Source organism: Mesorhizobium montanum (assembly GCF_033977145.1).
Lineage (GTDB): Bacteria > Pseudomonadota > Alphaproteobacteria > Rhizobiales > Rhizobiaceae > Mesorhizobium > Mesorhizobium montanum.
On record NZ_JAVIJF010000002.1, the window covers coordinates 62,060 to 88,032 of the forward strand.

General features: G+C 63.4%; 24 protein-coding genes and 1 other RNA gene. 6 read left to right on the plus strand and 19 right to left on the minus strand.

The features are described 5' to 3' along the window. Window positions 1–129 precede the first annotated feature (129 nt). Genes murB through mraZ form a run of 12 tightly spaced genes read right to left on the minus strand, consistent with a single transcriptional unit; the run spans window position 130 to window position 13,832 of the window. Entirely contained in the window at window positions 130–1,095 is a 966-nt protein-coding gene (gene murB, locus RFM68_RS02695; protein WP_320231111.1) for a UDP-N-acetylmuramate dehydrogenase, read from the minus strand. Further along, window positions 1,092–2,498: a UDP-N-acetylmuramate--L-alanine ligase gene (gene murC, locus RFM68_RS02700; protein WP_320231112.1), complete on the minus strand. Its 1,407-nt coding sequence runs from the start codon at window positions 2,496–2,498 to the stop codon at window positions 1,092–1,094. Before murC ends, murB begins: the two co-directional genes overlap by 4 nt. Next, window positions 2,495–3,619 carry an undecaprenyldiphospho-muramoylpentapeptide beta-N-acetylglucosaminyltransferase gene (murG, locus tag RFM68_RS02705; RefSeq protein WP_320231113.1) on the minus strand — a complete coding sequence of 375 codons (1,125 nt, stop codon included), beginning with the start codon at window positions 3,617–3,619 and terminating at the stop codon, window positions 2,495–2,497. Before murG ends, murC begins: the two co-directional genes overlap by 4 nt. Window positions 3,620–3,625: 6 nt before the next feature. Next, a complete protein-coding gene (gene ftsW, locus RFM68_RS02710; protein WP_320231114.1) occupies window positions 3,626–4,777 on the minus strand; it encodes a putative lipid II flippase FtsW in 1,152 nt (383 codons plus the stop codon). Next, complete coding sequence (gene murD, locus RFM68_RS02715) at window positions 4,777–6,180, minus strand: UDP-N-acetylmuramoyl-L-alanine--D-glutamate ligase (RefSeq protein WP_320231115.1); 1,404 nt, start codon at window positions 6,178–6,180, stop codon at window positions 4,777–4,779. The genes ftsW and murD overlap by 1 nt, the downstream gene beginning before the upstream one ends. Window positions 6,181–6,189: 9 nt before the next feature. After that, entirely contained in the window at window positions 6,190–7,272 is a 1,083-nt protein-coding gene (gene mraY, locus RFM68_RS02720; RefSeq protein ID WP_320231116.1) for a phospho-N-acetylmuramoyl-pentapeptide-transferase, read from the minus strand. 25 nt (window positions 7,273–7,297) lie between these two features. Beyond that, window positions 7,298–8,731, minus strand: coding sequence for a UDP-N-acetylmuramoylalanyl-D-glutamyl-2,6-diaminopimelate--D-alanyl-D-alanine ligase (locus RFM68_RS02725; protein WP_320231117.1), 1,434 nt, complete (start codon window positions 8,729–8,731; stop codon window positions 7,298–7,300). Further along, window positions 8,728–10,182: a UDP-N-acetylmuramoyl-L-alanyl-D-glutamate--2,6-diaminopimelate ligase gene (locus tag RFM68_RS02730; protein WP_320231118.1), complete on the minus strand. Its 1,455-nt coding sequence runs from the start codon at window positions 10,180–10,182 to the stop codon at window positions 8,728–8,730. The genes RFM68_RS02725 and RFM68_RS02730 overlap by 4 nt, the downstream gene beginning before the upstream one ends. Window positions 10,183–10,236: 54 nt before the next feature. Beyond that, the gene (locus tag RFM68_RS02735) at window positions 10,237–11,964 is read right to left on the minus strand and encodes a peptidoglycan D,D-transpeptidase FtsI family protein (protein ID WP_320231119.1); all 1,728 of its coding nucleotides are present in this window, start codon (window positions 11,962–11,964) and stop codon (window positions 10,237–10,239) included. Continuing rightward, window positions 11,961–12,356, minus strand: coding sequence for a cell division protein FtsL (gene ftsL / locus RFM68_RS02740; RefSeq protein WP_320231120.1), 396 nt, complete (start codon window positions 12,354–12,356; stop codon window positions 11,961–11,963). The genes RFM68_RS02735 and ftsL overlap by 4 nt, the downstream gene beginning before the upstream one ends. A 4-nt stretch (window positions 12,357–12,360) precedes the next feature. Then, a complete protein-coding gene (gene rsmH / locus RFM68_RS02745; RefSeq protein ID WP_320231121.1) occupies window positions 12,361–13,377 on the minus strand; it encodes a 16S rRNA (cytosine(1402)-N(4))-methyltransferase RsmH in 1,017 nt (338 codons plus the stop codon). After that, window positions 13,374–13,832, minus strand: coding sequence for a division/cell wall cluster transcriptional repressor MraZ (mraZ, locus tag RFM68_RS02750; protein ID WP_320231122.1), 459 nt, complete (start codon window positions 13,830–13,832; stop codon window positions 13,374–13,376). The genes rsmH and mraZ overlap by 4 nt, the downstream gene beginning before the upstream one ends. 396 nt (window positions 13,833–14,228) lie before the next feature. Between mraZ and RFM68_RS02755 the strand changes: the two genes are divergently transcribed. Next, window positions 14,229–15,344: a cystathionine gamma-lyase gene (locus RFM68_RS02755; RefSeq protein ID WP_320231123.1), complete on the plus strand. Its 1,116-nt coding sequence runs from the start codon at window positions 14,229–14,231 to the stop codon at window positions 15,342–15,344. 4 nt (window positions 15,345–15,348) lie between these two features. Here the strand turns inward: RFM68_RS02755 and RFM68_RS02760 are convergent, their stop codons facing one another. From RFM68_RS02760 to RFM68_RS02790, 7 genes are all read right to left on the minus strand, one after another. Further along, the gene (locus RFM68_RS02760; protein WP_320231124.1) at window positions 15,349–15,528 is read right to left on the minus strand and encodes a type II toxin-antitoxin system RelE/ParE family toxin; all 180 of its coding nucleotides are present in this window, start codon (window positions 15,526–15,528) and stop codon (window positions 15,349–15,351) included. Between the two features lie 108 nt (window positions 15,529–15,636). Further along, window positions 15,637–15,921, minus strand: a complete 285-nt coding sequence (locus tag RFM68_RS02765; RefSeq protein WP_320231125.1) for a type II toxin-antitoxin system ParD family antitoxin — start codon at window positions 15,919–15,921, stop codon at window positions 15,637–15,639. 162 nt (window positions 15,922–16,083) lie between these two features. Further along, window positions 16,084–16,480: RNase P RNA component class A (rnpB, locus tag RFM68_RS02770), an RNA gene on the minus strand. Window positions 16,481–16,636: 156 nt separating this feature from the next. Next, the gene (locus RFM68_RS02775) at window positions 16,637–17,341 is read right to left on the minus strand and encodes a lytic transglycosylase domain-containing protein (protein ID WP_320231126.1); all 705 of its coding nucleotides are present in this window, start codon (window positions 17,339–17,341) and stop codon (window positions 16,637–16,639) included. Between the two features lie 186 nt (window positions 17,342–17,527). Beyond that, complete coding sequence (locus tag RFM68_RS02780) at window positions 17,528–18,295, minus strand: peptidoglycan recognition protein family protein (RefSeq protein ID WP_320231127.1); 768 nt, start codon at window positions 18,293–18,295, stop codon at window positions 17,528–17,530. After that, complete coding sequence (locus RFM68_RS02785) at window positions 18,292–19,011, minus strand: TerB family tellurite resistance protein (protein ID WP_320231128.1); 720 nt, start codon at window positions 19,009–19,011, stop codon at window positions 18,292–18,294. The genes RFM68_RS02780 and RFM68_RS02785 overlap by 4 nt, the downstream gene beginning before the upstream one ends. Before the next feature lie 132 nt (window positions 19,012–19,143). Next, a complete protein-coding gene (locus tag RFM68_RS02790; protein ID WP_320231129.1) occupies window positions 19,144–19,350 on the minus strand; it encodes a hypothetical protein in 207 nt (68 codons plus the stop codon). Between the two features lie 177 nt (window positions 19,351–19,527). Between RFM68_RS02790 and RFM68_RS02795 the strand changes: the two genes are divergently transcribed. The 5 genes from RFM68_RS02795 to RFM68_RS02815 all read left to right on the plus strand — a co-directional run bounded on the left by RFM68_RS02795 (window position 19,528) and on the right by RFM68_RS02815 (window position 25,963). After that, window positions 19,528–23,160, plus strand: a complete 3,633-nt coding sequence (locus RFM68_RS02795; RefSeq protein ID WP_320231130.1) for a hydantoinase B/oxoprolinase family protein — start codon at window positions 19,528–19,530, stop codon at window positions 23,158–23,160. Between the two features lie 124 nt (window positions 23,161–23,284). Beyond that, window positions 23,285–24,583 (plus strand): BtaA family protein, encoded by a 1,299-nt coding sequence (locus RFM68_RS02800; protein WP_320231131.1) that lies wholly within the window; start codon window positions 23,285–23,287, stop codon window positions 24,581–24,583. Beyond that, on the plus strand, window positions 24,580–25,257 hold the full coding sequence (locus RFM68_RS02805; RefSeq protein ID WP_320231132.1) for a class I SAM-dependent methyltransferase: 678 nt from the start codon (window positions 24,580–24,582) through the stop codon (window positions 25,255–25,257). The genes RFM68_RS02800 and RFM68_RS02805 overlap by 4 nt, the downstream gene beginning before the upstream one ends. Window positions 25,258–25,349: 92 nt before the next feature. Continuing rightward, window positions 25,350–25,646, plus strand: a complete 297-nt coding sequence (locus tag RFM68_RS02810; protein WP_320231133.1) for a type II toxin-antitoxin system RelE/ParE family toxin — start codon at window positions 25,350–25,352, stop codon at window positions 25,644–25,646. Window positions 25,647–25,654: 8 nt separating this feature from the next. After that, entirely contained in the window at window positions 25,655–25,963 is a 309-nt protein-coding gene (locus RFM68_RS02815; RefSeq protein ID WP_320231134.1) for a HigA family addiction module antitoxin, read from the plus strand. Window positions 25,964–25,973: the final 10 nt, after the last annotated feature.

Sequence of the window (25,973 nt, forward strand, 5' to 3'; positions counted from 1 at the left end):
CCTATGATTCCGAGAGATTCACTTTCCGCGAAAACGGGCGAGAAAAGTGTGTTGTTGAGTCCTTGCAGCAACGGTTGACGCCGTTGCAAAGCGCTGAAGTTCAAGTACTACTTGAACGTCGCGAGGCGCTTAGAGAAGCTGACCGAGAAACTCCTGCACCGCATGGCCGGAGCGGAAATTGCCGAGGCGCATGATCTCCCAGTGCAGCCGGATACCGGAATTCTCGAGCACCCGTGCCCGCACCGTCTCGCCAAGATATTCGAGATCGTAGCCGGTGGCGGTGCCGGTGTTGATCATGAAGTTGCAATGCATCGGCGACATCTGCGCGCCACCGATCATCAGCCCGCGGCAGCCGGCCTTGTCGATCTCCTTCCAGGCCGAGGTGCCTTCCGGATTCTTGAAGGTCGAGCCGCCGGTCTTCTCGCGGATCGGCTGCACGGTCTCGCGATGGTTCTGCACGCCATCCATCGCCGCCTTGATCGCCGCCTTGTCTTCGGAAACGCCTTCGAAGATCGCCGAGGTGAAGATCAGTCCGGCGGGTGCGGACGAATGGCGATAGGCATAACCCATATCGGCGTTGCTGAGCGTGTGGAGATTGCCCTTGCGGTCCAGCGCCCGCACCTCGACGACCCGCTCCCGGGTCTCGACGCCGTTGGCGCCGGCATTCATCAACAGCGCGCCGCCTATGGCGCCGGGAATGCCGTGGTAGAAGTGGAAGCCGCCGATGCCGGCTTCATACGCCACCGCAGCGACACGCTTGTCCGGTGTTGCCGCGCCGGCTTTGATCGTGGTCGGGCCGGTAACCTCGGCCTCGCCAAAACCTTTGGCTGATAGCCTAACGACGAAACCTGGAACGCCGCCGTCCCGCACCAGAAGGTTCGAGCCGACGCCGACCACCATGACCGCCACCTCTTCCGGCACTGCCCGCAGGAAGGCCGCCAGGTCCTCCTCGTCGGCTGGCTGGAACAGCGCCTCCGCCAGGCCGCCGGCCCGGAACCAGGTGATCTTGTCCATCTCGGCATTGGGCGTGATGCGACCGCGCAGGCCGGAAAGCCGGTCGCCAAGCTTGTCGATAAGATCCTGGCCGCGCATCATGAGGGCATCCCACCAAGTTCCTTGGGCAGAGCATAGGCCCATTGCGTGATGTTGCCGGCGCCCAGGAAGACGACGAAATCGCCAGGCTTGGCCAGCTCGCGAATGGCCGGCGCGATCGCCGCCGCGCCTTCGATATGGCGCGCATCGCGATGGCCGCCGGAGCGTATGCGCGCAACCAGCGCATCCGACGAGACACCTTCGATCGGCTCTTCGCCGGCCGCATAGACCGGCGCCACCATGACCGTGTCCGCGTCGTTGAAGCAGACGGAGAATTCGTCGAAGAGATCATGCAGCCGGGTAAAGCGATGCGGCTGCGCGATGGCGATGACGCGCCCGTCAGTCGCACCGCGCGCGGCCTTCAGCACCGCCGCGATCTCGACCGGATGGTGACCGTAGTCATCGAAAATCTCGACGCCGTTCCACGAGCCGGTATGGGTAAAGCGCCGCTTGACGCCGGCGAAGGAGGACAATCCCTTCTTGATCGCCTCGGCCGAGAGGCCAAGCTCATGCGCGACCGCGATCGCCGCCGTGGCATTGGAAACATTGTGCCGGCCGGGCATTGGCAGGCGCAGGTCCTTGATCGAGGTCTGGCCACGTCCTTTGCGATCACGGATCACCACATCGAACTCCGATATGGCCCCTTGCATGCGGTGGTTGGAAAAGCGGACATCGGCCTGCGCGTTTTCGCCATAGGTGATGACGCGCCGGTCCTCGATGCGGCCGACCAGCGCCTGCACTTCCGGATGATCGGTGCACATCACGCCAAAGCCGTAGAACGGCACGTTCTCGACGAACTGCCGGAACGCCTCGCGCACCTTGTCGAAACTGCCATAGTGGTCGAGATGCTCGGGATCGATGTTGGTCACGACGGCAATGTCGGCCGGCAGCTTGAGGAAGGTGCCGTCGCTCTCGTCCGCTTCGACCACCATCCACTCGCCGTCACCCATTCGCGCATTGGTGCCATAGGCGTTGATGATGCCGCCATTGATGACGGTCGGGTCGAGCCCGCCGGCTTCGAGCAGCGTCGCCACCATCGAGGTGGTCGTCGTCTTGCCATGCGTGCCGCCGATAGCGACGGCCTGGCGGAATCGCATCAGCTCGGCCAGCATCTCGGCGCGGCGCACGACCGGCAGCAGCTTTTCGCGGGCGGCTTTCAGTTCCGGGTTGGACTTCTTGATCGCGGTCGAAACGACCACGACTTCGGCGTCGCCGAGGTTTTCGGCCTTGTGGCCGACGAAGCATTCGATGCCCTTGGCGCGCAGCCGCTGCACATTGGCGCCGTCGGCCTGGTCGGAACCCTGCACCTTGTAGCCGAGATTGTGCAGCACCTCGGCGATGCCGCTCATGCCGATGCCGCCGATACCGATGAAATGCACGAGGCCGATCGTCTGCGGCATCTTCATGAGCGCGTCCTCCTGTAGTCCGAAACCGTTTTGCCGGACGCAATAGCCTCTGTCAGATCGGCGAGCAACCGCGCCGCGTTCGGTTTCCCGGCCGAGCGGGCGGCGGCGGCCATGGTCGCCAGCCGGTTCGGATCCTTGATCAAACCGCCGACCAACTCGGCGACCCGTTCCGCCGACAGCGTCGACTGAGCATGGAGCTCGGCGCCGCCGCCAGCGGCAAGTGCCGCCGCATTCGCCGCCTGGTCGTGGTCGAGCGCGTGCGGATAAGGCACCAGCAGCGCCGGCCGGCCGATGACCGCGATCTCCGAAACGGTCGAGGCGCCGGAGCGCGACATCACCAGATGCGCCGCCGCCATGCGCGCCGCCATGTCGGTGAAGAAGGGCGAGACCTGGACGTCGACGCTAAGATCGGCATAGGCGGCCTTCACCCGCGCCACATCCTCGGCGCGCGCCTGCTGAGTGATCGCCAGCCGCTTGCGCAGGTCTGCCGGCAACAGCGCGATCGCCGCCGGCACGGCATCGGAAAAGAATTGCGCGCCCTGGCTGCCGCCGAACACCAGGAAGCGGAACGGCTCGTCCTCGTTCGATGCCAGATACGGCGTCTTCGCGGCTTCGAGGACCTGCGGCCTGACCGGATTGCCTGTGGTCACAGTCTTTGCGCCGGCAGCGCCCGCGCCCTCCGCCAGGAAGCCGCCGGCAATTGCATCGACGCGGCTGGCAAGCGCCTTGTTGGCGCGGCCCATGACGGCGTTCTGCTCATGGATCAGCGTCGGCACCTTGCGCCTTGTCGCCGCGTAGAGCGGCGGCAGTGTCGGATAGCCGCCGAAGCCGACGACCGCCTCGGGCTTGATCCGGGCTATGATCCGCCCCGCTTCGCGCACGCCCTGCCAGATTTTCCAGAAGGCCGAGATCACGGCGACCGGATTTTTCGAGCCCAAGGTGGCCGAGGGGATGGAGTGGATGTCTGCGGCCGGGAAATGGCGGGAATAACGCTCGGCGCGATGATCGGTGGCGAGATGAACTTTCCAGCCGCGCTCGATCAGCTCATGCGCAAGCGCCTCGGCTGGGAACAGATGTCCGCCCGTTCCGCCAGCTGCAAGCAGGATGACACCCTTCGCCATCCCGCCTCATTCCGCCGGCATTGCGCGTTGCGAAAGGACGAAGCCCATCTGCTTGCGCTTTTCCGGACGCCTGCGCGTTAACGCGAGCACCATGCCCATCGAGACGGCGATGGCGATCTGCGAGGAGCCGCCATAGGAGATGAAGGGCAGCGTCATGCCCTTGGCCGGCATCAGTTGCAGGTTCACGCACATATTGATGGCCGATTGCAGGCCGAAGACGGTGACGAGGCCGCCGACTGCGTAGCGGGTGAAATCGTCCTGCTCCTTGAGCGCGATGCTTAATCCCCGCAGCACAATGAAGGCGAAGATCGACATGATAAAGAAGCACATGATGAGGCCGAACTCCTCGCCGGCGACCGAGAAGACGAAGTCGGCATGCGCATCGGGGATGACGCGCTTGACCGTACCCTCGCCCGGACCGACGCCGAACCAATGGCCATTGATCAGCGCCTCGCGGCCCATGTCGACCTGGAAGGTGTCGCCTTCGCCGGTCATGAATTTATCGATGCGCGCGGCGACGTGCGGAAACACCGTATAGGCCGCGAACACGCCGCCGATACCGGCGGCGCCAAGCGCTACGATCCAGAACCAGGGCAAGCCGGCCATGAAGAACATGACACCCCAGGTGCCGAGCACCAGCATGGTCTGGCCGAGGTCGGGCTGCGCCACCAGAAGCGAGATGACCAGCGCAAGCAAAAGCATGGCGAACAGATTGCCGGGAATGTCGGGCTGGCGCCTGTGCTCGGCAAACAGCCAGGCGCATATGATGACGAAGGCCGGTTTCAGGAACTCCGACGGCTGGATGGAGAGGCCGGCAAGCGACACCCAGCGCCGCGCGCCCTTCACCTCGACGCCGATGTAGAGCACCGCCACCATCAGCACCAGCATGATGCAGATCATCACCAGCGACATGCGCCTTATCTGTCGCGCTTCCAGGAAGGAAACGGCAAGCATCACGATGAGAGCCGGGATGGTGAAGATGATCTGCCTGGTGGCAAAATGAAAGCTGCTGAGGCCAATGCGTTCGGCCACTGCCGGACTTGCGGCGAAGGACAAAACGATGCCCAGGCCCATCAGCGACAGGAATGCTGCCAGGAACCAGCGATCGATCGTCCACCACCAGGTTGCAACAGGACTTTTGTCGAGACGGCTTTGCATCAACGTGGCCCTCCAATGGGTTTCACCCCATCAATAGCAGTCGCAGCTTGCCTGAAGGCTTCGCCACGAACTTCGAAATTCTTGAACTGGTCGAAACTGGCGCAAGCCGGCGAAAGCAGCACCACGGCCTCGCCGCCGGTGTCGTTTGCCGCGTCGTTGGCGGCATGCTCGACCGCCGCCGCCAGCGTTCCGGATATTTCGTAGGGCACAGCCTCGCCGAGCGTAGCGGAAAAGGCAGGCGCCGCCTCGCCGATCAGATAGGCCTTGGCGATGCGCGGGAAAAAACCGCGCAACGGCTCGATGCCGCCTTCCTTGGGCAGGCCGCCGGCGATCCAGTAGACGCGGTTGGTGAAGCTCGACAGCGCCGGTGCCGCCGCATCGGCATTGGTCGCCTTGGAATCGTTGATGAACAGCACGTGATCCTTGCGGCCGACCTGCTCCATGCGGTGCGCGAGCCCCGGGAAGCTTTCGAGCCCGGCCTGGATCTCGCCAAGCTCGAGCCCGACCTTCAGGCAAGAAACAACGGCGGCCAGCGCGTTCTGCGCATTGTGCTGGCCGCGCAGCGAGCCGATGCCTTCGAGGAAGGCGACGCGGCTGTAGCGGCCATGGTTGGCTTCCATCAGATTGGTGCCGTCGGCGAAATAGCCGTCGGTCAGCGGCAGGCGCTTGGAGATGCGGATGACCTGCCGGCCGGCGCGCTCCAGCCGGTCGGCGATCTGGGCGCACCAGGAATCGTCGACGCCGACGATCGCGGTGTCGCTGCCGGCGACCAGCCGCTCCTTGATCGAGGCGTAATGCGCCATCGTGCCGTGCCGGTCGAGATGGTCGGGCGTCAGGTTGAGCAGGACGCCAGCGGTCGGATTGATCGAGGGCGCAAGATCGATCTGGTAGGACGAGCATTCGACAACATAGTGCCGTCGAGGCTCAAGCGGATCGAGCGTCATGATGGCGCGGCCGATATTGCCGCCCATCTGCGTGTCACGGCCCGCCGACATCAGGATATGCGCCGTCAGCGCCGTCGTCGTCGACTTGCCGTTGGTGCCGGTAATCGCAATGAACGGTGCTGCCGGCGCCTGGCTGATGCGCTCGCGGCAGAACAGCTCGATGTCGCCGATCACCTCGACGCCGGCGCCGCGTGCCAGCTCCACCGTCCAATGCGGCTTGGGATGTGTCAGCGGCACTCCCGGCGACAGCACGAAGGCCGCGAAGTGCGGCCAGTCGGCGGCGCGCAGATCGCCGGTCGCAATGCCCGCGGCCGCTGCCTTGGCGACGCTGTCGGGATTGTCGTCCCAGGCCAGCACCTCGGCGCCGCCGGCGATCAGTGCATGCGCGGTGGCAATCCCCGAGCCGCCAAGCCCGAAGAGCGAAACGCGTTTGCCTGAAAAGGAAGCGGCGGGGATCAAACGGGCATCCTATCTGAGCTTGAGGGTGGAGAGACCGACCAGCGCCAGGATGACGGCAATGATCCAGAACCGGATCACCACCTGGCTTTCGGTCCAGCCGAGCTTTTCGAAATGGTGATGGATCGGCGCCATCAGGAACACGCGCTTGCCGGTCATCTTGAAATAGCCGACCTGGATGATGACCGACAGGATCTCGACCACGAACAGGCCGCCGACGATCACCAGCACGATCTCGTGCTTGGTGGCGACCGCGATGGTGCCGATCAGGCCGCCCATCGCCAGCGAGCCGGTATCGCCCATGAAGATAGCGGCCGGCGGCGCGTTGAACCAGAGGAAACCGAGGCCCGCGCCGATCACCGCGCCGAGCACGACGGCGAGTTCGCCGGTGCCGGGAACGAAATGTATCTGCAGATACTCGGCGAAGACCGCGTTGCCCGAAAGGTAGGCGATGACGCCGAAGGACGCAGCCGCGATCATGATCGGCACGATCGCCAGGCCGTCGAGGCCGTCGGTCAGGTTGACCGCATTGCCGGCGCCGACGATGACGAAGCAGGAGAACGGGATGAAGAACCAGCCGAGATTGACGAGGAATTCCTTGGCGAAGGGAAAGGTCAGCGACGAGGAGAACGGCACCTGGCCATTGTGCATGATCACCCAGGCGGCGATGGCGGCGATGACGAACTCGACCGCCAGCCTCGCCTTGCCGGAAAAGCCCAGATGCGACTGCTTGGTGACCTTGAGATAGTCATCGTAAAAGCCGATGGAGCCGAAGCCGACCGTCACCAGCAACACCACCCAGACATAGATGCTGGAAAGGTTCGCCCACAGCAGCGACGAACCGATGATGCCGGACAGGATCATCAGCCCGCCCATGGTCGGCGTTCCCGCTTTCTTGAAATGCGTCTGCGGCCCGTCGGCGCGGATCGGCTGGCCTTTGCCTTGCCGCAGGCGCAACGAATTGATGATCGTCGGCCCGAAGATGAAGACGATCAGCGCCGACGTGATCAGCGCACCGCCGGTGCGAAAGGTGATGTAGCGGAAGACGTTGAAGAACGAGATCTTATCCGCGAAATCGACGAGCAGTGTGAACATGGTTTTTCCGTCCCCGGAGCCCGACCTAGGTCGGTTCAATGTTTGTGGCTTCCGCCGGAAATGTCCCGAGCAACGCCTCGACCAGCTTTGAAAACCCGATGCCTTTCGACGACTTGACCATCACCACGTCGCCGGGCCTGAGCGCAGAGATCACGATCGGCTTCAACTCCTCGGCGCCTGCCCGATACTCGGTCTCGACATCGGCTGGCAAAACCTCGGCCAGCGCCTGCATTTCCGGCCCGCCGAGAAAGACCTTGCGCGTGCCCGTGCCGACGATCAGTTCGGCAAGCGCCGCGTGCAGCTTCGCCGAATGGCTGCCGAGCTCCAGCATATCGCCCAGCACCGCGATGCGCCTGCCGTCGCCCGAGACGGGTGTGGCGTTGAGCAGTGCCATGGCCGCCGCCATCGACGCCGGATTGGCGTTGTAACTCTCGTCGATCAGCGTGATCGGCCCGTTTGGATGGTGCAGGACATGGCGCCGGCCGCGGCCGCGCTCGGCTGAAAGATCGGCAAGCGCTGCGGCCACCTTGTCGAGGTCGGCGCCGACAAGCTTGGCAGCGCCCAGCAGGGCCAATATGTTCTGCACCATGTGGCGGCCAGGTGCGCCAACGCGCGCCGCAACATCCTGCTTCCCGATCTTGGCGGTGATATCGGAATGATCGGCGTGAAGCTCACAGCCGGTGAGCCGGAAAGTCGAACGGACATTCTCGCCGAAGCCGAAAACGTGCTCGACGCCGGCCTCTTTTGCCATTTTCTCAAGCAGCTTCCAGCGCTGATCGTCGCGGTTGAGCACTGCGGCGCCGCCTGGCTCCAGGCCCTCAAAGATTTCTGCTTTGGCCTTGGCAATCTCATCCAGACTCTTGAAGAAGCCGAGGTGGGCGGCAGCAATCATCGTCACGATTGCCACATGCGGCCTGACCATCTTGACCAGCGGCCTGATCTCGTCGGGATGGTTCATGCCGATTTCGAAGACTGCGTAGTCGCAGTCCGGCGGCATGCGCGCCAGCGTCAGCGGCACCCCCCAGTGATTGTTGAACGACTGCGCCGAGGCGTGCACCTTGCCGACCGCAGACAGCGCATGGCGCAGCGCTTCCTTGGTCGTCGTCTTGCCGGCCGAGCCGGTGACCGCGACAATCCTGGCCTTCGCGCGTGCGCGCGCCGTCACACCGAGTTTCTCGAGGGCGGCAAGCACGTCCTGCACGACGATCATCGGCGCCGTCAGCCGTCCGAGCGAGGGCAGCTTGCCTTCGGCGACGACCAGCACGGCAGCACCCGCCTTCACCGCGGCAGTCGCGAAATCGTGGCCGTCCATCGCCTCGCCCTTGATGGCGAAGAAAGCGTTTCCCGGCTCCAGGCTGCGGCTGTCGATGGAAATCCCGGTGATGCCTTCGGGCAGCGAGCCGATGGGCCTGCCGCCCATGGCTTCGACCAGCGCTTCGGACGTCCACAGCAAGCTCATGCGGCGCGCTCCGTAAGCGCCCCGCGCACTTCCTCGTGGTCGGAGAAGTGGAAGGTTTCGGTCCCGATGGTCTGGCCTACCTCGTGGCCCTTGCCGGCGACGATCAGCGTATCGCCCGCGCGAAGCATCGCCACCGCCTCGTGGATTGCCTGACGGCGGTCGCCGATTTCGATCGCGCCCGGCGCCGCGGCGAGGATCGCCGCGCGGATGGTCTCGGGCACTTCCGTGCGCGGATTGTCGTCGGTGACGATGACGACATCGGCGAGCCGCGTCGCGATCTCGCCCATGATCGGCCTTTTTCCCCGATCGCGATCGCCGCCGCAGCCGAACACCACGACGACGCGGCCCGTGGTGAAGGGCCGGACCGAGGCCAGCACGTTTTCCAACGCATCGGGCTTGTGCGCGTAGTCGACATAGACCGGAGCGCCGGCGGCAGTGGTGCCGACAAGATCGAGCCGGCCCGGCGCGCCTTTCAGTTTTTCAAGCGCGGCCAAAGCCTTATCGACCGGCGTTCCAGTCGCGATGGCAAGGCCAGCTGCAACTAGCGCGTTGGCGATCTGGAAATCGCCGGCCAAAGGCAGGTCGACCTCGTGCAGCACGCCGGCGGCTTCGACCTCGGCGCGCTGGCGATGGCGCTCATGCTCGACCCGCTTCAGCGTCAGCAAATCGCCATGGCGGCCGACCGTCAGCACCTTCAGGCCCGCCGCCTTTGCGGCCTTGATCGTCGGCTCCGACCAGGGGTCGTCGGCAAAGACGATCGCGGGCGCGCCCTTCGGCAGCAGCGTGTCGAACAGGCGCAGCTTGGCGCGGTGGTAGTCCTCGACCGTCGGATGGTAATCCATGTGGTCGCGGCCGAGATTGGTGAAGGCGCCGGCCGCGAGTTTTACCCCGTCGAGACGGCGCTGGTCGAGGCCGTGGCTCGAGGCTTCCATCGAGGCGTGCGTGACGCCCGCATCCGCCAGCTCCTTGAGCAGTTGGTGCAGCGCCACCGGATCGGGCGTGGTCAATGAGCCATATTCGTTGCGGCCAGGCGCCACCACGCCGGTCGTGCCTATCGAGGCGGCGGCAAACCCCGCCTGCTCCCATATCTGGCGGGTGAAAGCGGCGACGGATGTCTTGCCGGCGGTGCCGGTGACGGCGACCATGGTCTCCGGCTGGCGGCCGGAGAAACGCGCGGCGCTGAGCGCCAGCGCCTGGCGCGGGTCATCGACGGCCAGAATCGGGATCGACTGACCGGAAATGGCCGTGCCCTTGCCGGTGACGATCGCAGCGGCACCGCGGGCCGCCGCATCGGCCGCATAGGTCGAGCCATCGGCCTTGCTGCCGGCGAGCGCGAAGAAGACCACACCCGGTCTTACCTGGCGGGAATCGGAGGAAAGTCCGGTCACCTCCAGATCGGGGAAAGCTGTTCCCTCGACAGGCAGGACACCGGCTAGATCTTTTAGATGCATTGAGTCCCGTTCACCGCAACAAAATAGCGCGCAGTTGCCGGCGCGCCCCAAGAATCACTGATAGGAAACCAGCGTTGCACCATTTTCATGGCTGAAATCTGGCTTCACGCCAAGCATGGCCGCCGAACGCCGGATGATATTGCCGGCGATAACCCCCGCATTGGCGGCGGCGACGTCTGTCATCCCCGGCTTTTCCGGGTGCGGCGCGTCGGCAATCGTAAAGACGAGGTATTGCGGATCGTCCATCGGGAAGGCGGCCACGAAGGTATTGAAATTCAAGTCCTTCGAGTAGCGGCCGTTGATGACCTTCTCGGCTGTTCCGGTCTTGCCGCCAACGCGGTAGCCGGGGACTCTGGCGTTTCTGGCAGAGCCCTTCTCGGCGTTGAGCGTATAGAGGTAGCGCATACCCTCGACCGTCTTGTCGCTGACCACTTTCTTGGCCACGGCCATTGCATCCTGCTCGCTGCGGACCAGGAATGTCGGTTCAATCAGATAGCCGCCATTCATCAGCGCCGCGCAGCCGACGGCCGCTTGCAGCGGCGTTGTCGACACGCCATGGCCGAAGGCGATGGTGAAGGAATTGACCTGTTTCCAGACCTTCGGTTCCGTCGGGCGGGCGACTTCCGGCAGTTCGGTCTGCATCTTGTCCAGAATGCCAAGGCGATGCAGGAATTCGCGGTGTCCCTCGATGCCGACCAGCTCGGCCTCCCTGGCCGATCCGATGTTGGACGAATAGAGGAATACCTCCGGCAACGACAGCACACGGTTCTTGCCGTGGAAATCGTGAATGGCCTGATGGCCGACCCGGATAGGATGCGAGGCGTCGAAGCGGCTCGCCATCGTCGCCTTGCCGGAATCGAGCGCCATCGCCGACGTGAAGCTCTTGAAGGTCGAACCCATCTCATAAAGGCCCGCCGACATGCGGTTAAGCCGGTCCTTTTCCTGTGCATTGTAAGGATTGTTCGGATCGAAATCCGGCACCGAGGCCATGGCTATCACTTCGCCGGTCTTGACGTTGAGCACAACGGCGCCGGCGCCGATGGCGCGATAGCGCTCCAGGCCGGCGGCGATCTCGTCGCGCACCACGTGCTGTACGCGCAGATCGATCGAGAGCTTCACCGGCCTGAGATCCTTGGCCACCGCCAGGCCCGACGCCTGCAGGTCGCTCAACCCCTGCTCGTCGATATACTTCTCCATGCCGGAGATGCCCTGGTTGTCGATGTTGGTCAGGCCGACAATGTAGGATGAGGTTTCGCCGCTCGGATAGAAACGGCGCTTCTCCGTGCGAAAGCCGAGGCCCGGAACGCCGAGCGACATGATGTCGGCCTGCTGCTTCGGAGTGAGCTGCCGCTGCAGCCAGACGAAGCCGGCGCCGCTCTTGAGTTTGCGATAGGTCTGCTCGTAATCGATCTCAGGCAGCACCGTCGACAATTTCTCGATCGCCTCGTCGGCATCGACGATGCGGCGCGGCTCGGCAAACAGCGACGCCGTCTTGATATCGGTCGCCAGCACTTCGCCATTGCGGTCGACGATATCGGGACGCGACGCGGTGACCCGGCTCTGCGGGCCGTCCGACATGTCCGGGTTCTGCAGCCCGAGATAGACAAGCCGGCCGGCGATCGTCGAATAGATGGTGAAGAACACCGCCATCGTCATGATGATGCGGGTTCTGGCCTTGCCGCCGGTTGCCTTGCGTGCCGCGTCGACGACGATCGACCCGTCCCCGGCCGGCTTCTTCCGACGCTTCAGCAGATCGCGGATCTTCGGGAAGCTGCCGATCATTGCACGGTGCTCCCGGTGACAACCGGATCCTTGCCGCCGGCGGGCTCTTTGCCGGAGTTGTCGGCCATGCCGCCGAGCCGCTGCGAGGAGAGGTCCTCGATGGTCACTGGTTTCACAGGAATGTCGTCGAGGCCGCCGATCTGGTGCGCGTTGACCGGTTCGAGCCCGAGCTGGCTCTTGTAGACATCGGCGAGCTTCTGCAGCCGCGACGGCTGGGTGAGCAGGCTCCAGTCCGCCTTGAGGAGATCGATCGTTTCTTCCTCATAGTGGATCTGAGCCTGAATCTTCTGCACCGCCGACAGTTGCTCTTCGGCTTCGCGCTTCGTTTTGTAAGTCAGGGCCGCGGCCGAGACCATAACGGCGATCAGGACTATGTCGCTGGTACGAAACACGTGCTCACCTCTCTCCCGGCCGTTCGACGGCGGGAAGTTTTGGAAGGCCGAAAATCGAAAAATCGCCGGCGCGTGCCGGCGCCTCGGTACGGATTGCCGCGCGCAGCCTGGCCGAACGCGCCCGCGGATTGGCCTCTATCTCGGCCTCTCCCGGCGTCACGCCGCCACCGGCCTTGCGGAAGGTCGCGACGCGCATGGGCGCGTCGGGCATATGCCGCGAGCCGCTGGCGGCTTCGGAACGGTCGGCGATGAAGCGCTTGACGATACGGTCTTCCAGCGAATGGAACGTCACCACGGCAAGCCGGCCATCGGGTTTCAACACACGCTCGGCGGCCAGCAGCGCTCTTGCAAGCTCGCCAAGCTCGTCATTGACGAAGATGCGCAGCGCCTGGAAGACCCGCGTGGCCGGATGGATCTTGTCCTTCGGCCCTCTGCCGATATGGGTTTCGATGGCGTCGGCGAGGTCGAGCGTGCGCTCGAAAGGCTTCTTCTCGCGGCGGCTCTCGATCATGCGCGCGATGCGGCCGGCATGGCGTTCCTCGCCGAGGAAACCGAATATCCGGGCGAGATCGCCGGCCTTGAAGGTGTTGACGACGTCGGCGGCGCTCAGGCCTGCCTGCGCCATCCGCATGTCGAGCGGCCCGTCGGTGCGAAAGGAAAAGCCGCGCACCGCCTGGTCGAGCTGCATGGACGAAACGCCGATGTCGAGCACGACGCCATCGGCGCTCTCGACATGGTCGTCCAGCGTCGAGAACGGCGCCTGGACAAGCCTCAATCGGCCGCCAGCCTGCCGCTCGAGCGCCCTGCCCGCCGCGATTGCATCCGGATCGCGATCAATGGCAACGACCGAAGCGTCGCGATCGAGGATGGCGATGGTGTAGCCGCCGGCGCCGAATGTCCCGTCGACGATCGTGTCGCCGGCCTTCGGCGCGAGCGCGTCGAGCACCTCGGCAAGGAGGACCGGAATGTGACGGGCCGGTCCGCCAACGGCGCGAGGTTCATCGCCGTGGCCAGCCATCATTCCGATCGCTCCTCGGGCTTCGTCCCCTGCCGAAGCTGCAAAAGCCTGGCCCGCGCCTGCGCCCCATAGGCGGCAAGCCGTCCCGGCTCCCAGACCTGAAAGAAATTGCCACGGCCGACAAAAGCCACTTCGTTTGAGATGCCCGTATGCTCGCGGATGAAATCGGTCATGGTGATTCGGCCGTCCTGGTCCAGCTTCAGAAATGTCCCGTCGCCATGGCAGAAGAACGACATATCGTCCGCCGTCTGCAGGAACGGGTCTTCCAGCGCGATCCGCTGCTCGTAGCGATCGAGCAGGTCGAGCCCGCCGACATCCATGGCCGGCAGGTCCAGGCAGCGCAGCGCGTAAAGCTCCGAATAGCCGCGCTTCTGCACCACAGCGCGAAAATGCGCCGGAACGGAAGCCCGCCCCTTCGCGTCGATCCTGTTCACCGCATTTGACAGAAATCGGTCCAATGAACGCTGCAGCCGCTTCCGCCGCCGCACCCCTTCCCATGTTGTTCTCCGCGCCCCCGCGCTCGCGATAAATCGCTTCATCCACCGAGGCGAAAACCGACAAACGCACAGCCGCCGCGACTGCCCGATTGGCGTACGCTTCACCCTGACGCGGAACGAAAGCTTGACGATGCGAATGGGATATCATGGGGCACTATGGGCGTCAACGGGAACAGGCATCACAAACACGCGCGCCACAACCAGAAAGAGCGGGCTGAAGGCACGTCTCGTCTTTATCGTCTATTAAGCCTAACGAAGCGTTTAGGCCCTCTGGCCCAAAAAGACGCGACTTGCTGCGAACATTCCGCGCGCATAGCGTCGGCTAACGCTTTTCTGGCCGCAACGAGGATCGAGCTTATGTCCGAAACCGCGAAATCACGCGCCGCGACACTTGCCCATCTGCGCAGCGCCGGTTTCGCCAAAGGCGACCCAATTCCCTTGCCGTTGACCATGGCCTCGATCTTCCATGCGCCCGGTGATGCGACGGGCTTCGATCAATATGGCCGTTTCAGCAACCCGACCTGGCACGCGGTCGAGCACGTGCTCGGCCATCTGGAAGATGCGCAATGCGTTGCCTTTCCGTCGGGAATGGCCGCGATTTCAGCGGCTTTTTTTGCGCTTCTCAAATCGGGCGACCGCATCCTCTTGCCGTCGGACGGTTACCACACGACGCGCGCGCTGGCCGAGCGTTTCCTGAAACCGCTCGGCGTCGCTTATGACGCGAGGCCAACCGCGAGCATGCTCGACGGCGGTTTCGCCGGCTACCGGGCGATTTTTGTCGAAAGTCCCTCGAACCCCCGGCTGGACATCTGCGATATCACCGCCGTCGCCAAGGCCGTCCATGCGCAAGAGGGGACATTGATCGTCGACAACACGACGATGACGCCCTTCGGCCAGCGCCCGCTCGACCTTGGCGCCGACATCGTGGTTTCGGCCGATACCAAGGCGATCAATGGTCATTCGGACGTGCTCTTCGGCCATGTCGCCAGCCGCAATCCCGACATCGTCACCAGAGTGAGGGATTGGCGCGAGACGGCCGGCGGCATTCCCGGACCGTTCGAGGCGTGGCTGGTGCATCGCGGCCTCGAAACGCTGGAGGTGCGGTTCGACCGCATGTGCTCGTCGGCCGAAACGATCGCGCGGCGGCTGAAAAACCATCGCGCCGTCAGCGGCCTGCGCTTTCCCGGGCTCGAGGGCGATGCCTCGCACAATCTGGCGCGCGCCCAGATGGAGCGCTTCGGCTTTTTGATTTCCTTCGAACTGGCCTCCGAAGAACAGGCTGAGGCGTTCATCAACAATTGCGCGCTGATTGAATCGGCCACGTCATTCGGCGGCGTGCATACCTCGGCTGAACGGCGCTCGAAGCGTGGCGACGCCGTGCCTCCCGGCTTCGTGCGGCTGGCCATCGGCTGCGAGCCGGTCGAGGAGCTCTGGCAGGCGATCGAAGCGTCGTTGGACAAGATCGGCAGCTGAACAGCTACAGCCCCAGATCCTCCGCCTTGATCCTGCGCCGGCCATGCAATACGCGCAGGATATCGATTGCGTTGTCGCCAATACGATAAAACGTGAGGTACTCACCGACAACGAGGTGACGGATGCCCGGCAAGATGTCGTCGCGCGGTGCGCCTGATCGGGGATGCAAGGTGAGTAAATCCAAGCGCTGCTCGAGAGTCTCCAAAGCGGACTGCGGCATTTGGATTGTCGGCGGCGATATAGTCGCCGATAGCCTCAAGATCGACTAAAGCCTGTGGAAGCAGGCGATACTTCACTCGTTAGCGCCTTTGGCTTCCACTATCTTCGCATATTTTGCGCGCAATCGTTCCATTAAAGGAGGCCCATCCAGCGCCGGCCCGCTGTCGATGCCCTCCTGCACCAGCTCTCGCAATTCCTCGATTGTGTAGCCGAGCAAGTCGCGCCGCTCCTTCCACTGCCTGAGCGCGTCCCGGATCACTTCGCTCGCCGAGGCATATTCGCCCGCCGCGACGACATCGTCGACGGCCGCTGCCAGTTCCGGCGAAAGCGTGATACTGCGTTTATCGACCTGACCCATGATGCGCTCCTCGTCTTTCCACCAAGGTACGATTTAATCGCACCGACTTCAAGGAACGGGGCGGCCGCGTTCGGGGGCGATTGAATCCCAAACACTGAATCGAAAGTCACGCCCATCGGCGTAACCTTCTGATTTCGCGGATCTATCGCGGCTTTTGGAAAAAATGCCAGCTGGCCTGTAAGCCGGGTTCTGTATGGCCCTCGCCTTACGGCGAGAACGTGGCGGCCATTCATCTTGGGCGCATGTTGCCATGCGCCTCACGCAACCTACCCGGACGGTGGGCCGGAAACAGCCCTCGAAGGTTTCCCCTCGCACCGCCCCTATTCGGTTTTGCTCCCGGTGGGGTTTGCCCTGCCGCTCCTGTTGCCAGTCGCGCGGTGGGCTCTTACCCCACCCTTTCACCCTTGCCGTGGCCGAAACCGCGGCGGTTTGCTTTCTGTGGCACTTTCCCTGGGGTCGCCCCCGCCGGCCGTTAGCCGGCACCGTGTCTCCATGGAGCCCGGACTTTCCTCACCCGCAGCCTTTCGGCTCTCGCGGGTGCGGCCGCCCGGCCAGCTGACAAGCGCGTATAAAGGGATTCCCGCCTGAAAAGGCAAACGAAAAAGCTGATCCGTGTCCCCAAAAGCTCTCGGGCTCAGCCGCGGGGTGCGCGGCGGTTCGGGACAACGACATGCATGAAGAACCACGCGTCGCCCAAATCCACCTTGATGGGTCGCTAGGCCGGTGAGCCCAGCGCCACCAGCTGCACCTTCACCTTGCTGCAATAGGCGGCCGAAACCGGGTTCATCCGCGTTGCGCCATGACCCGCATTGTATTTGAGGATCGTGCCACAGGTCGTCCCGCCGCCGAGGCCCTGCGCCATGGCGAGGTACTTCATGCCGTATTTGATGTTGGTGTCGGGATCGAACAATCCCTTGGCCGAGCCGGTATAACCCATCATGCGCGCTGTGGCCGGTTTGATCTGCATCAGGCCGATCTCGCCGGCGCCGCCGACCAGGTTCGGCCGATAGTTGCTTTCGATCTTGATGACGGCCTTGGCCAACGACACCGGCACCCCATAGCTCGCGGCATAGCGGGCAATGATCGTCGAGTACTGGCCGTCGCCGGGCGCAGTGGAGGTCGCCAGGGCGATCTTGTCGGCATGGATCGAGGCTGTCGTCGTAAGATCGATGGCCTTTCTGCCGCGCTTGGGGCGTTTGGCCGTCGATTTCGACGCCCTGGTCGCGGTGACCTTCTGCACCTTGGCCGGAGCTCTCTTGATCTTTGGCGCTTTTCTGGCTGGGGCAGCCTTGGTCGTCGTGGGGGCAACGGCAAGGCCATTGTCGGCTCGAAGGCTTAGAGGGGCACTGTTTGCCGGATTGAAGGCAAAACTTATCACTCCGGCAGCAATAGCTGCCGCTACAACGGTCAATTTCTGCATGTAATCCTGTTCTGTTGGAACCGCGCGAAGAAATTCACGCAGGTAATGTCAATTCAACATCGGAGCATCCGGGAGGATAGACGTCCGACGACTTGCGGGAGAGGCATTTGGCGGCGGAATTGGCGGCAATGAAGGCGGCGCAATTCACTTTAAATGACAGATTGTAATTTAAGGAACTTGGCGCGACTATTTGGCGGGAACTACCTTTACGGAAGCCAGGAGCCTCTGCAGCGTGCGGATCGTCGAAGTGTCCGCCACGCCATCCACCAGCCGACGCCGGAAATGCCGCTGGAACGCCGCCACCACGATTTCCGTCTGCCGGTCGTAAATACCCGATATCTCGACACCATAGCCATAGAGCGCCAGCATCGACTGCAGCGCCTCGACATCGGAGCCTGTGTCGCCGGCCTTCAGCGCAGCGCCCGGCTTTATCGGCGCCGCGGGTACGAGGTGACCGACACCGGCCGCAGACAGCGCCTTCCAGGGAAATTTTTCGCCCGGGTCGACCTTGCGGCCCGGAGCCACGTCCGAGTGCGCAAGCACCCTTGCCGCAGGAATGGAATGACGGCCCGCGATCCCGGCACATAAGCCGATCACGGCATCGATCTGCCGCTTCGGGAAGGCTTTGTAACCCAGTGAATGCCCGGGGTTGACGATCTCGATGCCGACCGAACAGGAGTTGATGTCGGTGCGTCCATGCCAGGAACTCTTGCCGGCATGCCAGGCACGATCGCTCTCGCGCACCATCTGGACGATGCGGCCGTCCTCGTGAACCAGATAATGCGAGGATACTTCGCTTGCTGGATCGCAAAGCCACGCCTCGGCACCGCCCCCGCTCGCCATGCCGGTATAGTGCAGCACGATCATGTCGGGCCGCAACGTCTCGCGGCGCGGACCAAAATTCGGCGACACCCGGACCTCGGCACCTGGCTGGTCGGGCAGAAAGCCTCTCATACGTGCCTGAGGCCCCGTTCGATCATCTCATAGGCGGCATTGATCGCCGCCACCCTGGTCGTGGCGATCTTGATGAATTCCTGCGGCAGGCCGCGAGCGATCAACCTGTCAGGATGATTGTCCGAAATCAGCTTGCGATAGCGTTTCCTGATTTCCTCGAACGGCTTGCCGCGCTCGATGCCCAGAACGACGTAGGGATCGGCGGCGCCAAGATTGACGTGCCGCGACAGGATCACCTCGTAATGCGCCTCGTCGATGCGGAAAATCTCTGCGATCCGATGCAGGAACTGCCCTTCCCGCTCATGGATGAGGCCGTCCGCCTTAGCGATATGGAACAAGCCGTCGAGGATGTCTTCCAGCATCATGCAGTTCGCATGGCCGGAACCGCAGAGCTGCGCCATGCGCTGCGCATAGATCTCGAACCCGGCAACGTCCTGCTGGGCGATGTCGTAAAGCCGCGCCACGTTACGTGTCTCGCTCGGCGGCACTTCGAAGATTTCCTGGAAGGCGCGCACTTCGTCCTGGGTGACGATACCGTCGGCCTTGGCCATCTTGGCCGAGAGCGCGATCATCGCCACCGAGAAGGCAACGCGCCGGCGCAGGTCCGGATCGCCGGAAAACACGGTACGCACGGCTTCGACGACGTCCGCGACGCCCGAGGACGCCGACGACGAAACACGAGCGATGAAGTCGCCAAGGCGGTCCCAAATCGACATGCCGGCTTCATAGTGCGAACCGGGCGGTTCTATCAAGCCTGGACGATGCCGCAGGTGACCGGCGATGTGCGGAATCGATGGCGCAAAAAGAGGGCCGGCGGTGCCGGCCCCCTTCGAGATATTGGTCAGCTCTTACTTCGCAGGCGCGGCAGGAGCCGGATTTGTTGCCGGAGCCGGTTCAGCGGGCTTCGAAGCGTCGGGCGAGGCCGGCTTCATCGGCTGCTCGTTGGCCGGCGGATTGGTGCTCTGGGTGGTGGTATTGTCGGTGCCACTGTTGCTACACGCCGCGACCCCCAGCAGGGCGAGCGCCGAAACAGACGCCAGAATGATCTTCTTCATGGTATCTCTCCTTCCACAGACGCTCACATTTCGGTGAGCGGTCGCAAAGGAAATGCATCAATAGGTCGTCGGTTTCGTAACGTTGCATTTCCATATGTAACATCAAACTTGCGATTGCTGGCGCTGAGATCCCGAACTAACAGAAACATACACTTGAAGAGATGATGGATAAGCAGGATGCCGGCAGCCGAAGGAACAGACAAATGGGACTTCTGGATCGATCGCGGCGGCACTTTCACCGATATCATCGGCCGTGATCCGCAAGGCCGGCTGCACCCACGAAAACTCCTGTCCGAAAATCCCGAGGCCTATGCGGACGCCGCTATCCAGGGCATCCGCGATCTGTTGGGTTTGAAAGCCGGCGCCGCCATTTCCGCCGACGCGATCGGCGACGTCAAAATGGGCACGACCGTTGCCACCAATGCGCTGCTCGAGCGCAAGGGCGACCGCGTGCTCCTGCTCATCAGCAAGGGTTTTCGCGACGCTTTGCGTATCGCTTACCAGGCGCGGCCGGATATCTTCGCCAAGGAGATCATCCTGCCCGAGCAGCTCTACGAGCGGGTGATCGAGGTCAATGAACGCGTGCGCGCAGATGGCTGCGTCGAGCGATTGCTCGACATCGCCGCTTGCCGCCCGGCGATCGAAAAGGCCAAGGCCGACGGCATCGACGCGGTCGCCATCGTCTTCATGCATGCCTGGAAATACCCGGACCACGAAAAAGCCGTGGCAAAAGTCTGCCGCAAGATCGGCTTCAGCCAGATCTCGGTCTCTCACGAGGTCTCGCCGCTGATCAAGCTGGTCGGCCGTGGCGACACCACCGTGGTCGACGCCTATCTGTCGCCGATCCTGTCGCGCTATGTGCAGCGGGTGGCGGGAGAGTTGGGCGCCGGCCCGCGCCTGATGTTCATGATGTCGTCGGGCGGTCTCACCGCCGCCGACATGTTCCAGGGCAAGGACGCGCTGCTTTCGGGACCGGCGGGCGGGGTCGTCGGCATGGTCGAGACGGCGAAGCTCGCCGGCTTCGACAAAGTCATCGGCTTCGATATGGGCGGCACCTCGACCGATGTCGCCCACTATGACGGCGAATACGAGCGCGCCTTCGACACCGAGGTCGCCGGCGTGCGCATCCGCGCCCCGATGATGCGCATCCACACGGTCGCAGCCGGTGGAGGCTCGATCCTGCACTATGAAGCGGGCCGCTTCCGCGTCGGTCCCGATTCCGCCGGCGCCAATCCCGGCCCGGCCGCTTACCGGCGCGGCGGCCCGCTCGCCGTCACAGATGCCAATGTCATGCTCGGCAAATTGCAGCCCGATTTCTTCCCGGCGATTTTCGGCGCAGGCCAGGACCAGCCGCTCGACGTCGGCACGGTTCGCAAAAAATTTACGGCACTTGCCGCCGATATCGGCGACGGCCGGGCTCCGGAGGCGGTCGCTGAGGGTTTCATCACCATCGCCGTCGAGAACATGGCCAACGCCATCAAGAAGATCTCGGTGCAGCGCGGCTACGACGTCACCGAATATCTCTTGAACTGCTTCGGCGGCGCCGGCGGTCAGCACGCCTGCCTGGTCGCCGACGCGCTCGGCATGGAAGCCGTGCTCATCCATCCCTTCTCAGGCTTGCTGTCCGCCTATGGTATCGGCCTGTCTTCGATCTTCGCCTCGCGCCAACAGGCTCTGCTGCAGCCGCTTGCCGAAGAATCCCGCTCGGCAATCGAGACACTCATCTCGGCCTTGCGCAGCGACGTTCTCGCCGATCTCGGCGAGCAAGGCATTGCCGAGGACGCGATTTCAACGAAGCCTGTCGTGCATATCCGCTATGACGGCACCGATACGGCGCTGCCGGTGAATTTCGAGCATGGCTCGATCTTCCGAGCCAGAAGCGATTTCGAGGCCGCGCACAAGGCACAGTTCGGGTTCGTCTATGACGATAAGCCGATCGTCGTCGAGACCGTCGCCGTTGAAGGCATGGACGCGGCCCGACAGGACAAGGCGGAAGCCTACGCCCCTGCCGGACCGGCGCAGATCGAGGCCAAGCCTTTGGAGAGCCGGCGCTTCCACACCGAAGGCCGCTGGCATGAGGCTGGCGTCTACCGCCGCGAAAACCTGCGGCCGTCCCACACGGTCGCTGGCCCCGCGCTGATCATCGAGCCGAACCAGACCATCGTCGTCGAGCCGGGCTGGCGCGCCGAAATTACCAGTCTCAACCACGTCGTGATCCGCCGCACGGAAAGAAAAGCGCGTGCCGCCGCGCTCGGCACCGAAGCCGACCCGGTGATGCTGGAAGTCTTCAACAACCTCTTCATGTCGATCGCCGAGCAGATGGGCGTGACACTGCAGAACACCGCCTATTCGGTGAACATCAAGGAGCGGCTCGACTTTTCCTGCGCCGTGTTCGACCGCCATGGCGCGCTGGTCGCCAACGCGCCGCACATGCCAGTACATCTCGGCTCCATGGACCGTTCCGTCGAAACCATCATCCGCCTGAATTCAGGCGACATCCACCCCGGCGACGTCTTCGCGCTCAATGCGCCCTATAATGGCGGAACGCATCTGCCCGACATCACCGTGGTGACGCCTGTCTTCGACGATGCGCGCAAGGATATCCTGTTCTGGGCGGCCTCACGCGGCCATCATGCCGATGTCGGCGGCACAGCGCCCGGCTCGATGACGCCTTTGGCCACCACGGTCGATGAGGAAGGCGTGCTGTTCGACAATTTCCGTATCGTCGATCGCGGCCACTTCCGCGAGAAGGAACTGGAAACCCTCCTGACCGACCACCCCTACCCCGCGCGCAATGCCGCCCAGAACATCGCGGACCTCAAGGCGCAGATCGCCGCCAACGAAAAGGGCGTGGCGGAATTGCGCAAGATGGTCGTGCATTTCGGCCTCGATGTCGTCGAGGCCTATATGGGCCATGTCCAGGACAATGCCGCCGAGAGCGTGCGGCGGGTAATCGAGCGGCTTCCCGACAGCGCGGCTTACGAATACCAAACCGACACCGGCCAGGTGATCAAGGTGAAGATCACCGTCGACCGGCAAAAGCGCGAGGCGACCGTCGATTTCACCGGTACGTCGCCGGTGATGAAGAACAATTTCAACGCGCCGGAGCCTGTCGCCCGCGCCGCCGTGCTTTATGCGTTCCGCGTCATGGTCGAGGACATGATCCCCATGAACGCCGGATGTCTGAGGCCGATCAACATCGTCATCCCCGACGGTTCGATGCTGAAGCCCGCCTACCCTGCCGCCGTCGTCGCTGGCAATGTCGAGACCTCGCAGCATGTCACCAACGCGCTGTTCGGCGCGATGGGCGCCATGGCCAACGCCCAGGGCACGATGAACAACCTCACCTTCGGCAACAAGAAATACCAGTATTACGAGACGATCTGCTCCGGCTCGCCGGCAGGTCGGGTGAATTCGGGGCGCGGCTTTGCCGGCACTTCCGGCGTGCACACCCACATGACCAACTCGCGCCTCACCGATCCCGAGGTGCTGGAACTTCGCTTCCCCGTCGTTCTGGAAGACTTCCATATCCGCGAGGGCTCCGGCGGCAAAGGCAAGTGGGATGCCGGCGACGGCACCAGGCGCAGCATCCGCTTCCTCGAAAAGATGGAATGCGCGATCCTGTCCTCGCACCGCAATCGGCCGCCCCGGGGCCTTGATGGCGGCGGTGATGGCGAGGCGGGCTCGACCAAGGTCAGGCGCAATGACGGCTCGGTCGACGTCTTGAAAGCCTGCGACCAGACCACGCTCGACGCCGGCGAAGCCGTCATCGTCACCACCCCGACACCCGGAGCGTTCGGCAAAGCCTGACGCCTGTCGCCCAAAAGCGCGCAGCGGTTTTGGGCGACGACATGCATGGAAACGAGGCCAAGGCGCGTCTATCACGACGCGCCTTGGCGTCAACTTGCCGTCAACAGGCTGTCACCTGCCTGTCATGACGCTGCGCTACCCGCTTGCGCCAACGCAAATGGGGAATCACCTGGCGATGTCGGACGTATCCGGAGAACTCGTTTATCGCCGAGGCAAGGAAGTCGGAAAGGCCGTCTACCAGAACCGCGCCCTGTCGAAGGACGGCATTTCCGAGCGGCTCTTTGCTTTCCTGTTCTCCGGGCTTGTCTATCCGCAGATCTGGGAAGATCCCGATGTCGACATCGAGGCCATGCAGCTCGGCGCGGGCCATCGCGTCGTCACGATCGCATCAGGCGGCTGTAACATTCTGGCTTATCTGACCCACTCGCCGGCCAGGATCGACGCCGTCGATCTCAATGCCGCGCACATCGCGCTGAACCGCATGAAGCTGGAGGCGATGCGGCACCTGCCGTCGCAGGGCGACCTGTTCCGCTTCTTCGGCGCCGCCGACACCAGCCACAATTCGGATGCCTACGATCGCTTCATTGCGCCGCATCTCGATCCGGTCAGCCGCCATTACTGGGAGCGTCGCAACTGGCGCGGCCGCCGCCGCATCTCGGTCTTCGACCGCAACTTCTACCAGACCGGCCTGCTCGGCCTCTTCATCGCCATGGGCCATCGCGTCGGCAAGCTGTTCGGTGTCGACCCGGCCGGCATCATGAAGGCGCAGAACATCGGCGAGCAGCGCCGCTTCTTCAATGAGGAACTGGCGCCGGTCTTCGACAAGAAGCTGTTGCGCTGGGCCACATCGCGCAAGGCCTCGCTGTTTGGCCTCGGCATCCCGCCGGCCCAGTATGACTCGCTGATCACCTCCGGCGATGGCTCGATGGCGAGCGTGCTCAAGGCGCGGTTGGAAAAGCTCGCCTGCGACTTCCCGCTGAAGAACAACTACTTCGCCTGGCAGGCCTTTGCCCGCCGCTACCCGCAGCCCGGCGAGGCGGCACTGCCTGCCTATCTGGAACAGCGCTATTACAAGACGATCCGCGACAACATCGATCGCGTCGCCATCCACCACGCCAATCTGATCAAGTTCCTGGCCGCCAAGGACGCGGGTACTGTCGACCGCTTCGTCCTGCTCGACGCGCAGGACTGGATGACCGACGATCTGCTCAACGATTTGTGGACCGAGATCACCCGCACGGCTTCGGTCGGCGCGCGCGTCATCTTCCGCACCGCGGCCGAGCCCAGCCTGCTGCCCGGCCGCCTCTCCAACTCGCTGCTCGACCAGTGGGACTATCAGGACGAGGCTTCGCGCGAATTCTCCGCTAAGGACCGCTCGGCCATCTATGGCGGCTTCCACCTCTATGTGAAGCGCGCCGCATGAGCGCGACGGAGCTGCCGGCCGGCCATGCCGAACTTATGGACGGCGTCTATCGCTGGCAGCGCCACATCTATGACCTGACCCGCAAATACTACCTGCTCGGCCGTGACCGGCTGGTCGACGGGTTGGACGTGCCGCAAGGTGGTACCGTGCTGGAACTCGGCTGCGGCACCGGCCGCAACATCGTGCTCGCGGCCCGCCGCTACTCGAACGCCCGCTTCTTCGGTCTCGATATCTCGGCCGAGATGCTGGAGACGGCGAACGCGGCCATCGCTCGCGAAGGTCTCTCCAAAAAGGTCAACCTGTCGCGTGGCGACGCCACCGATTTCGACGCCAAGGCTCTCTTCGGTATCGAGCGGTTCGACCGCGTCTTCGTGTCCTATTCGCTATCGATGATCCCCGGCTGGGAAAAGACCGTCTCGGCCGCTCTAGCCGCCCTCGCCCCCGGCGGCTCGCTGCATGTCGTCGACTTCGGCCAGCAGGAAGGCCTGCCGCGCTGGTTCAGAACCTTGCTGCGCGGCTGGCTGCGGAAATTCCATGTCGCGCCGCGCGCCTCGCTGCGTGACGTGCTTGAATCGGAATCGCAGCGCACCGGCGCAACCTTCCATTTCAGAACGCTTTATCGCGGCTATGCCTGGTTGGCGGTCATCAAGATCCTACCTGATTTCGCAACTTGAAGCCTATCGCCGGCAGCGAACGAAGGTAACAAACCGCGCCATTGCAACATGACCCAAGGAGTGGTACGTTATCTCCACTCTGGAAGCATGCGATGATCGTCGGATTTCGAGATGGATGGCTGCGGGCCTTCTTCGTTGACGATACCCGCTCCCGTAACATTCCGCCCGACCTCGAAAATCGCTTGTTCCGCAAGCTCCAGATGATTGACGACGCGGTGACTGACCAGGATTTGCGGGTGCCGCCCAGCAACCATTTCGAGAAATTGCGAGGCAATCTCGAAGGCTACAATTCCATCCGGGTCAACAAACAATGGCGGCTGGTTTTCCGCTGGGACGGCAGCCGCGGCGAAGCGTCGGACATCTATCTAGATGACCACAGTTATAGGTGAGGCGAGACATGTTGATGACCGCACGCAAGCCGGCAACGGTTGGCGAAATCCTTACCGAAGAATTCATGCAGCCGCTCGGTTTGACACAGGCGGCTTTGGCCGAGGCAATGGGCGTCCAGCGCAAGCATGTGAACGAATTATGCAACGACCGCCGCAGCGTAACGGCGGCAACCGCACTCATTTTGGCGCGGGTTTTCGGCAACAGCCCGGATTTCTGGCTGAACGTCCAACGGCGCAGCGATCTTTGGCATGTTATGAACTCGCCTGACGAGCGAGCGCGCGTTGAACGCGCCAAACCTTTGCCGACAGCCGCATAGGATAGCCGCG

Bases quoted from the DNA above. Each gene is read 5' to 3' on its own strand.
- murB (WP_320231111.1), bottom strand. From the start codon at position 1,095: ATGATGCGCGGCCAGGATCTTATCGACAAGCTTGGCGACCGGCTTTCC.
- murC (WP_320231112.1), bottom strand. From the start codon at position 2,498: ATGAAGATGCCGCAGACGATCGGCCTCGTGCATTTCATCGGTATCGGC.
- murG (WP_320231113.1), bottom strand. From the start codon at position 3,619: ATGGCGAAGGGTGTCATCCTGCTTGCAGCTGGCGGAACGGGCGGACAT.
- ftsW (WP_320231114.1), bottom strand. From the start codon at position 4,777: ATGCAAAGCCGTCTCGACAAAAGTCCTGTTGCAACCTGGTGGTGGACG.
- mraY (WP_320231116.1), bottom strand. From the start codon at position 7,272: ATGTTCACACTGCTCGTCGATTTCGCGGATAAGATCTCGTTCTTCAAC.
- RFM68_RS02725 (WP_320231117.1), bottom strand. From the start codon at position 8,731: ATGAGCTTGCTGTGGACGTCCGAAGCGCTGGTCGAAGCCATGGGCGGC.
- RFM68_RS02730 (WP_320231118.1), bottom strand. From the start codon at position 10,182: ATGCATCTAAAAGATCTAGCCGGTGTCCTGCCTGTCGAGGGAACAGCT.
- RFM68_RS02735 (WP_320231119.1), bottom strand. From the start codon at position 11,964: ATGATCGGCAGCTTCCCGAAGATCCGCGATCTGCTGAAGCGTCGGAAG.
- rsmH (WP_320231121.1), bottom strand. From the start codon at position 13,377: ATGATGGCTGGCCACGGCGATGAACCTCGCGCCGTTGGCGGACCGGCC.
- RFM68_RS02755 (WP_320231123.1), top strand. From the start codon at position 14,229: ATGTCCGAAACCGCGAAATCACGCGCCGCGACACTTGCCCATCTGCGC.
- RFM68_RS02765 (WP_320231125.1), bottom strand. From the start codon at position 15,921: ATGGGTCAGGTCGATAAACGCAGTATCACGCTTTCGCCGGAACTGGCA.
- RFM68_RS02775 (WP_320231126.1), bottom strand. From the start codon at position 17,341: ATGCAGAAATTGACCGTTGTAGCGGCAGCTATTGCTGCCGGAGTGATA.
- RFM68_RS02780 (WP_320231127.1), bottom strand. From the start codon at position 18,295: ATGAGAGGCTTTCTGCCCGACCAGCCAGGTGCCGAGGTCCGGGTGTCG.
- RFM68_RS02785 (WP_320231128.1), bottom strand. From the start codon at position 19,011: ATGTCGATTTGGGACCGCCTTGGCGACTTCATCGCTCGTGTTTCGTCG.
- RFM68_RS02790 (WP_320231129.1), bottom strand. From the start codon at position 19,350: ATGAAGAAGATCATTCTGGCGTCTGTTTCGGCGCTCGCCCTGCTGGGG.
- RFM68_RS02795 (WP_320231130.1), top strand. From the start codon at position 19,528: ATGCCGGCAGCCGAAGGAACAGACAAATGGGACTTCTGGATCGATCGC.
- RFM68_RS02800 (WP_320231131.1), top strand. From the start codon at position 23,285: ATGACGCTGCGCTACCCGCTTGCGCCAACGCAAATGGGGAATCACCTG.
- RFM68_RS02805 (WP_320231132.1), top strand. From the start codon at position 24,580: ATGAGCGCGACGGAGCTGCCGGCCGGCCATGCCGAACTTATGGACGGC.
- RFM68_RS02810 (WP_320231133.1), top strand. From the start codon at position 25,350: ATGATCGTCGGATTTCGAGATGGATGGCTGCGGGCCTTCTTCGTTGAC.
- RFM68_RS02815 (WP_320231134.1), top strand. From the start codon at position 25,655: ATGTTGATGACCGCACGCAAGCCGGCAACGGTTGGCGAAATCCTTACC.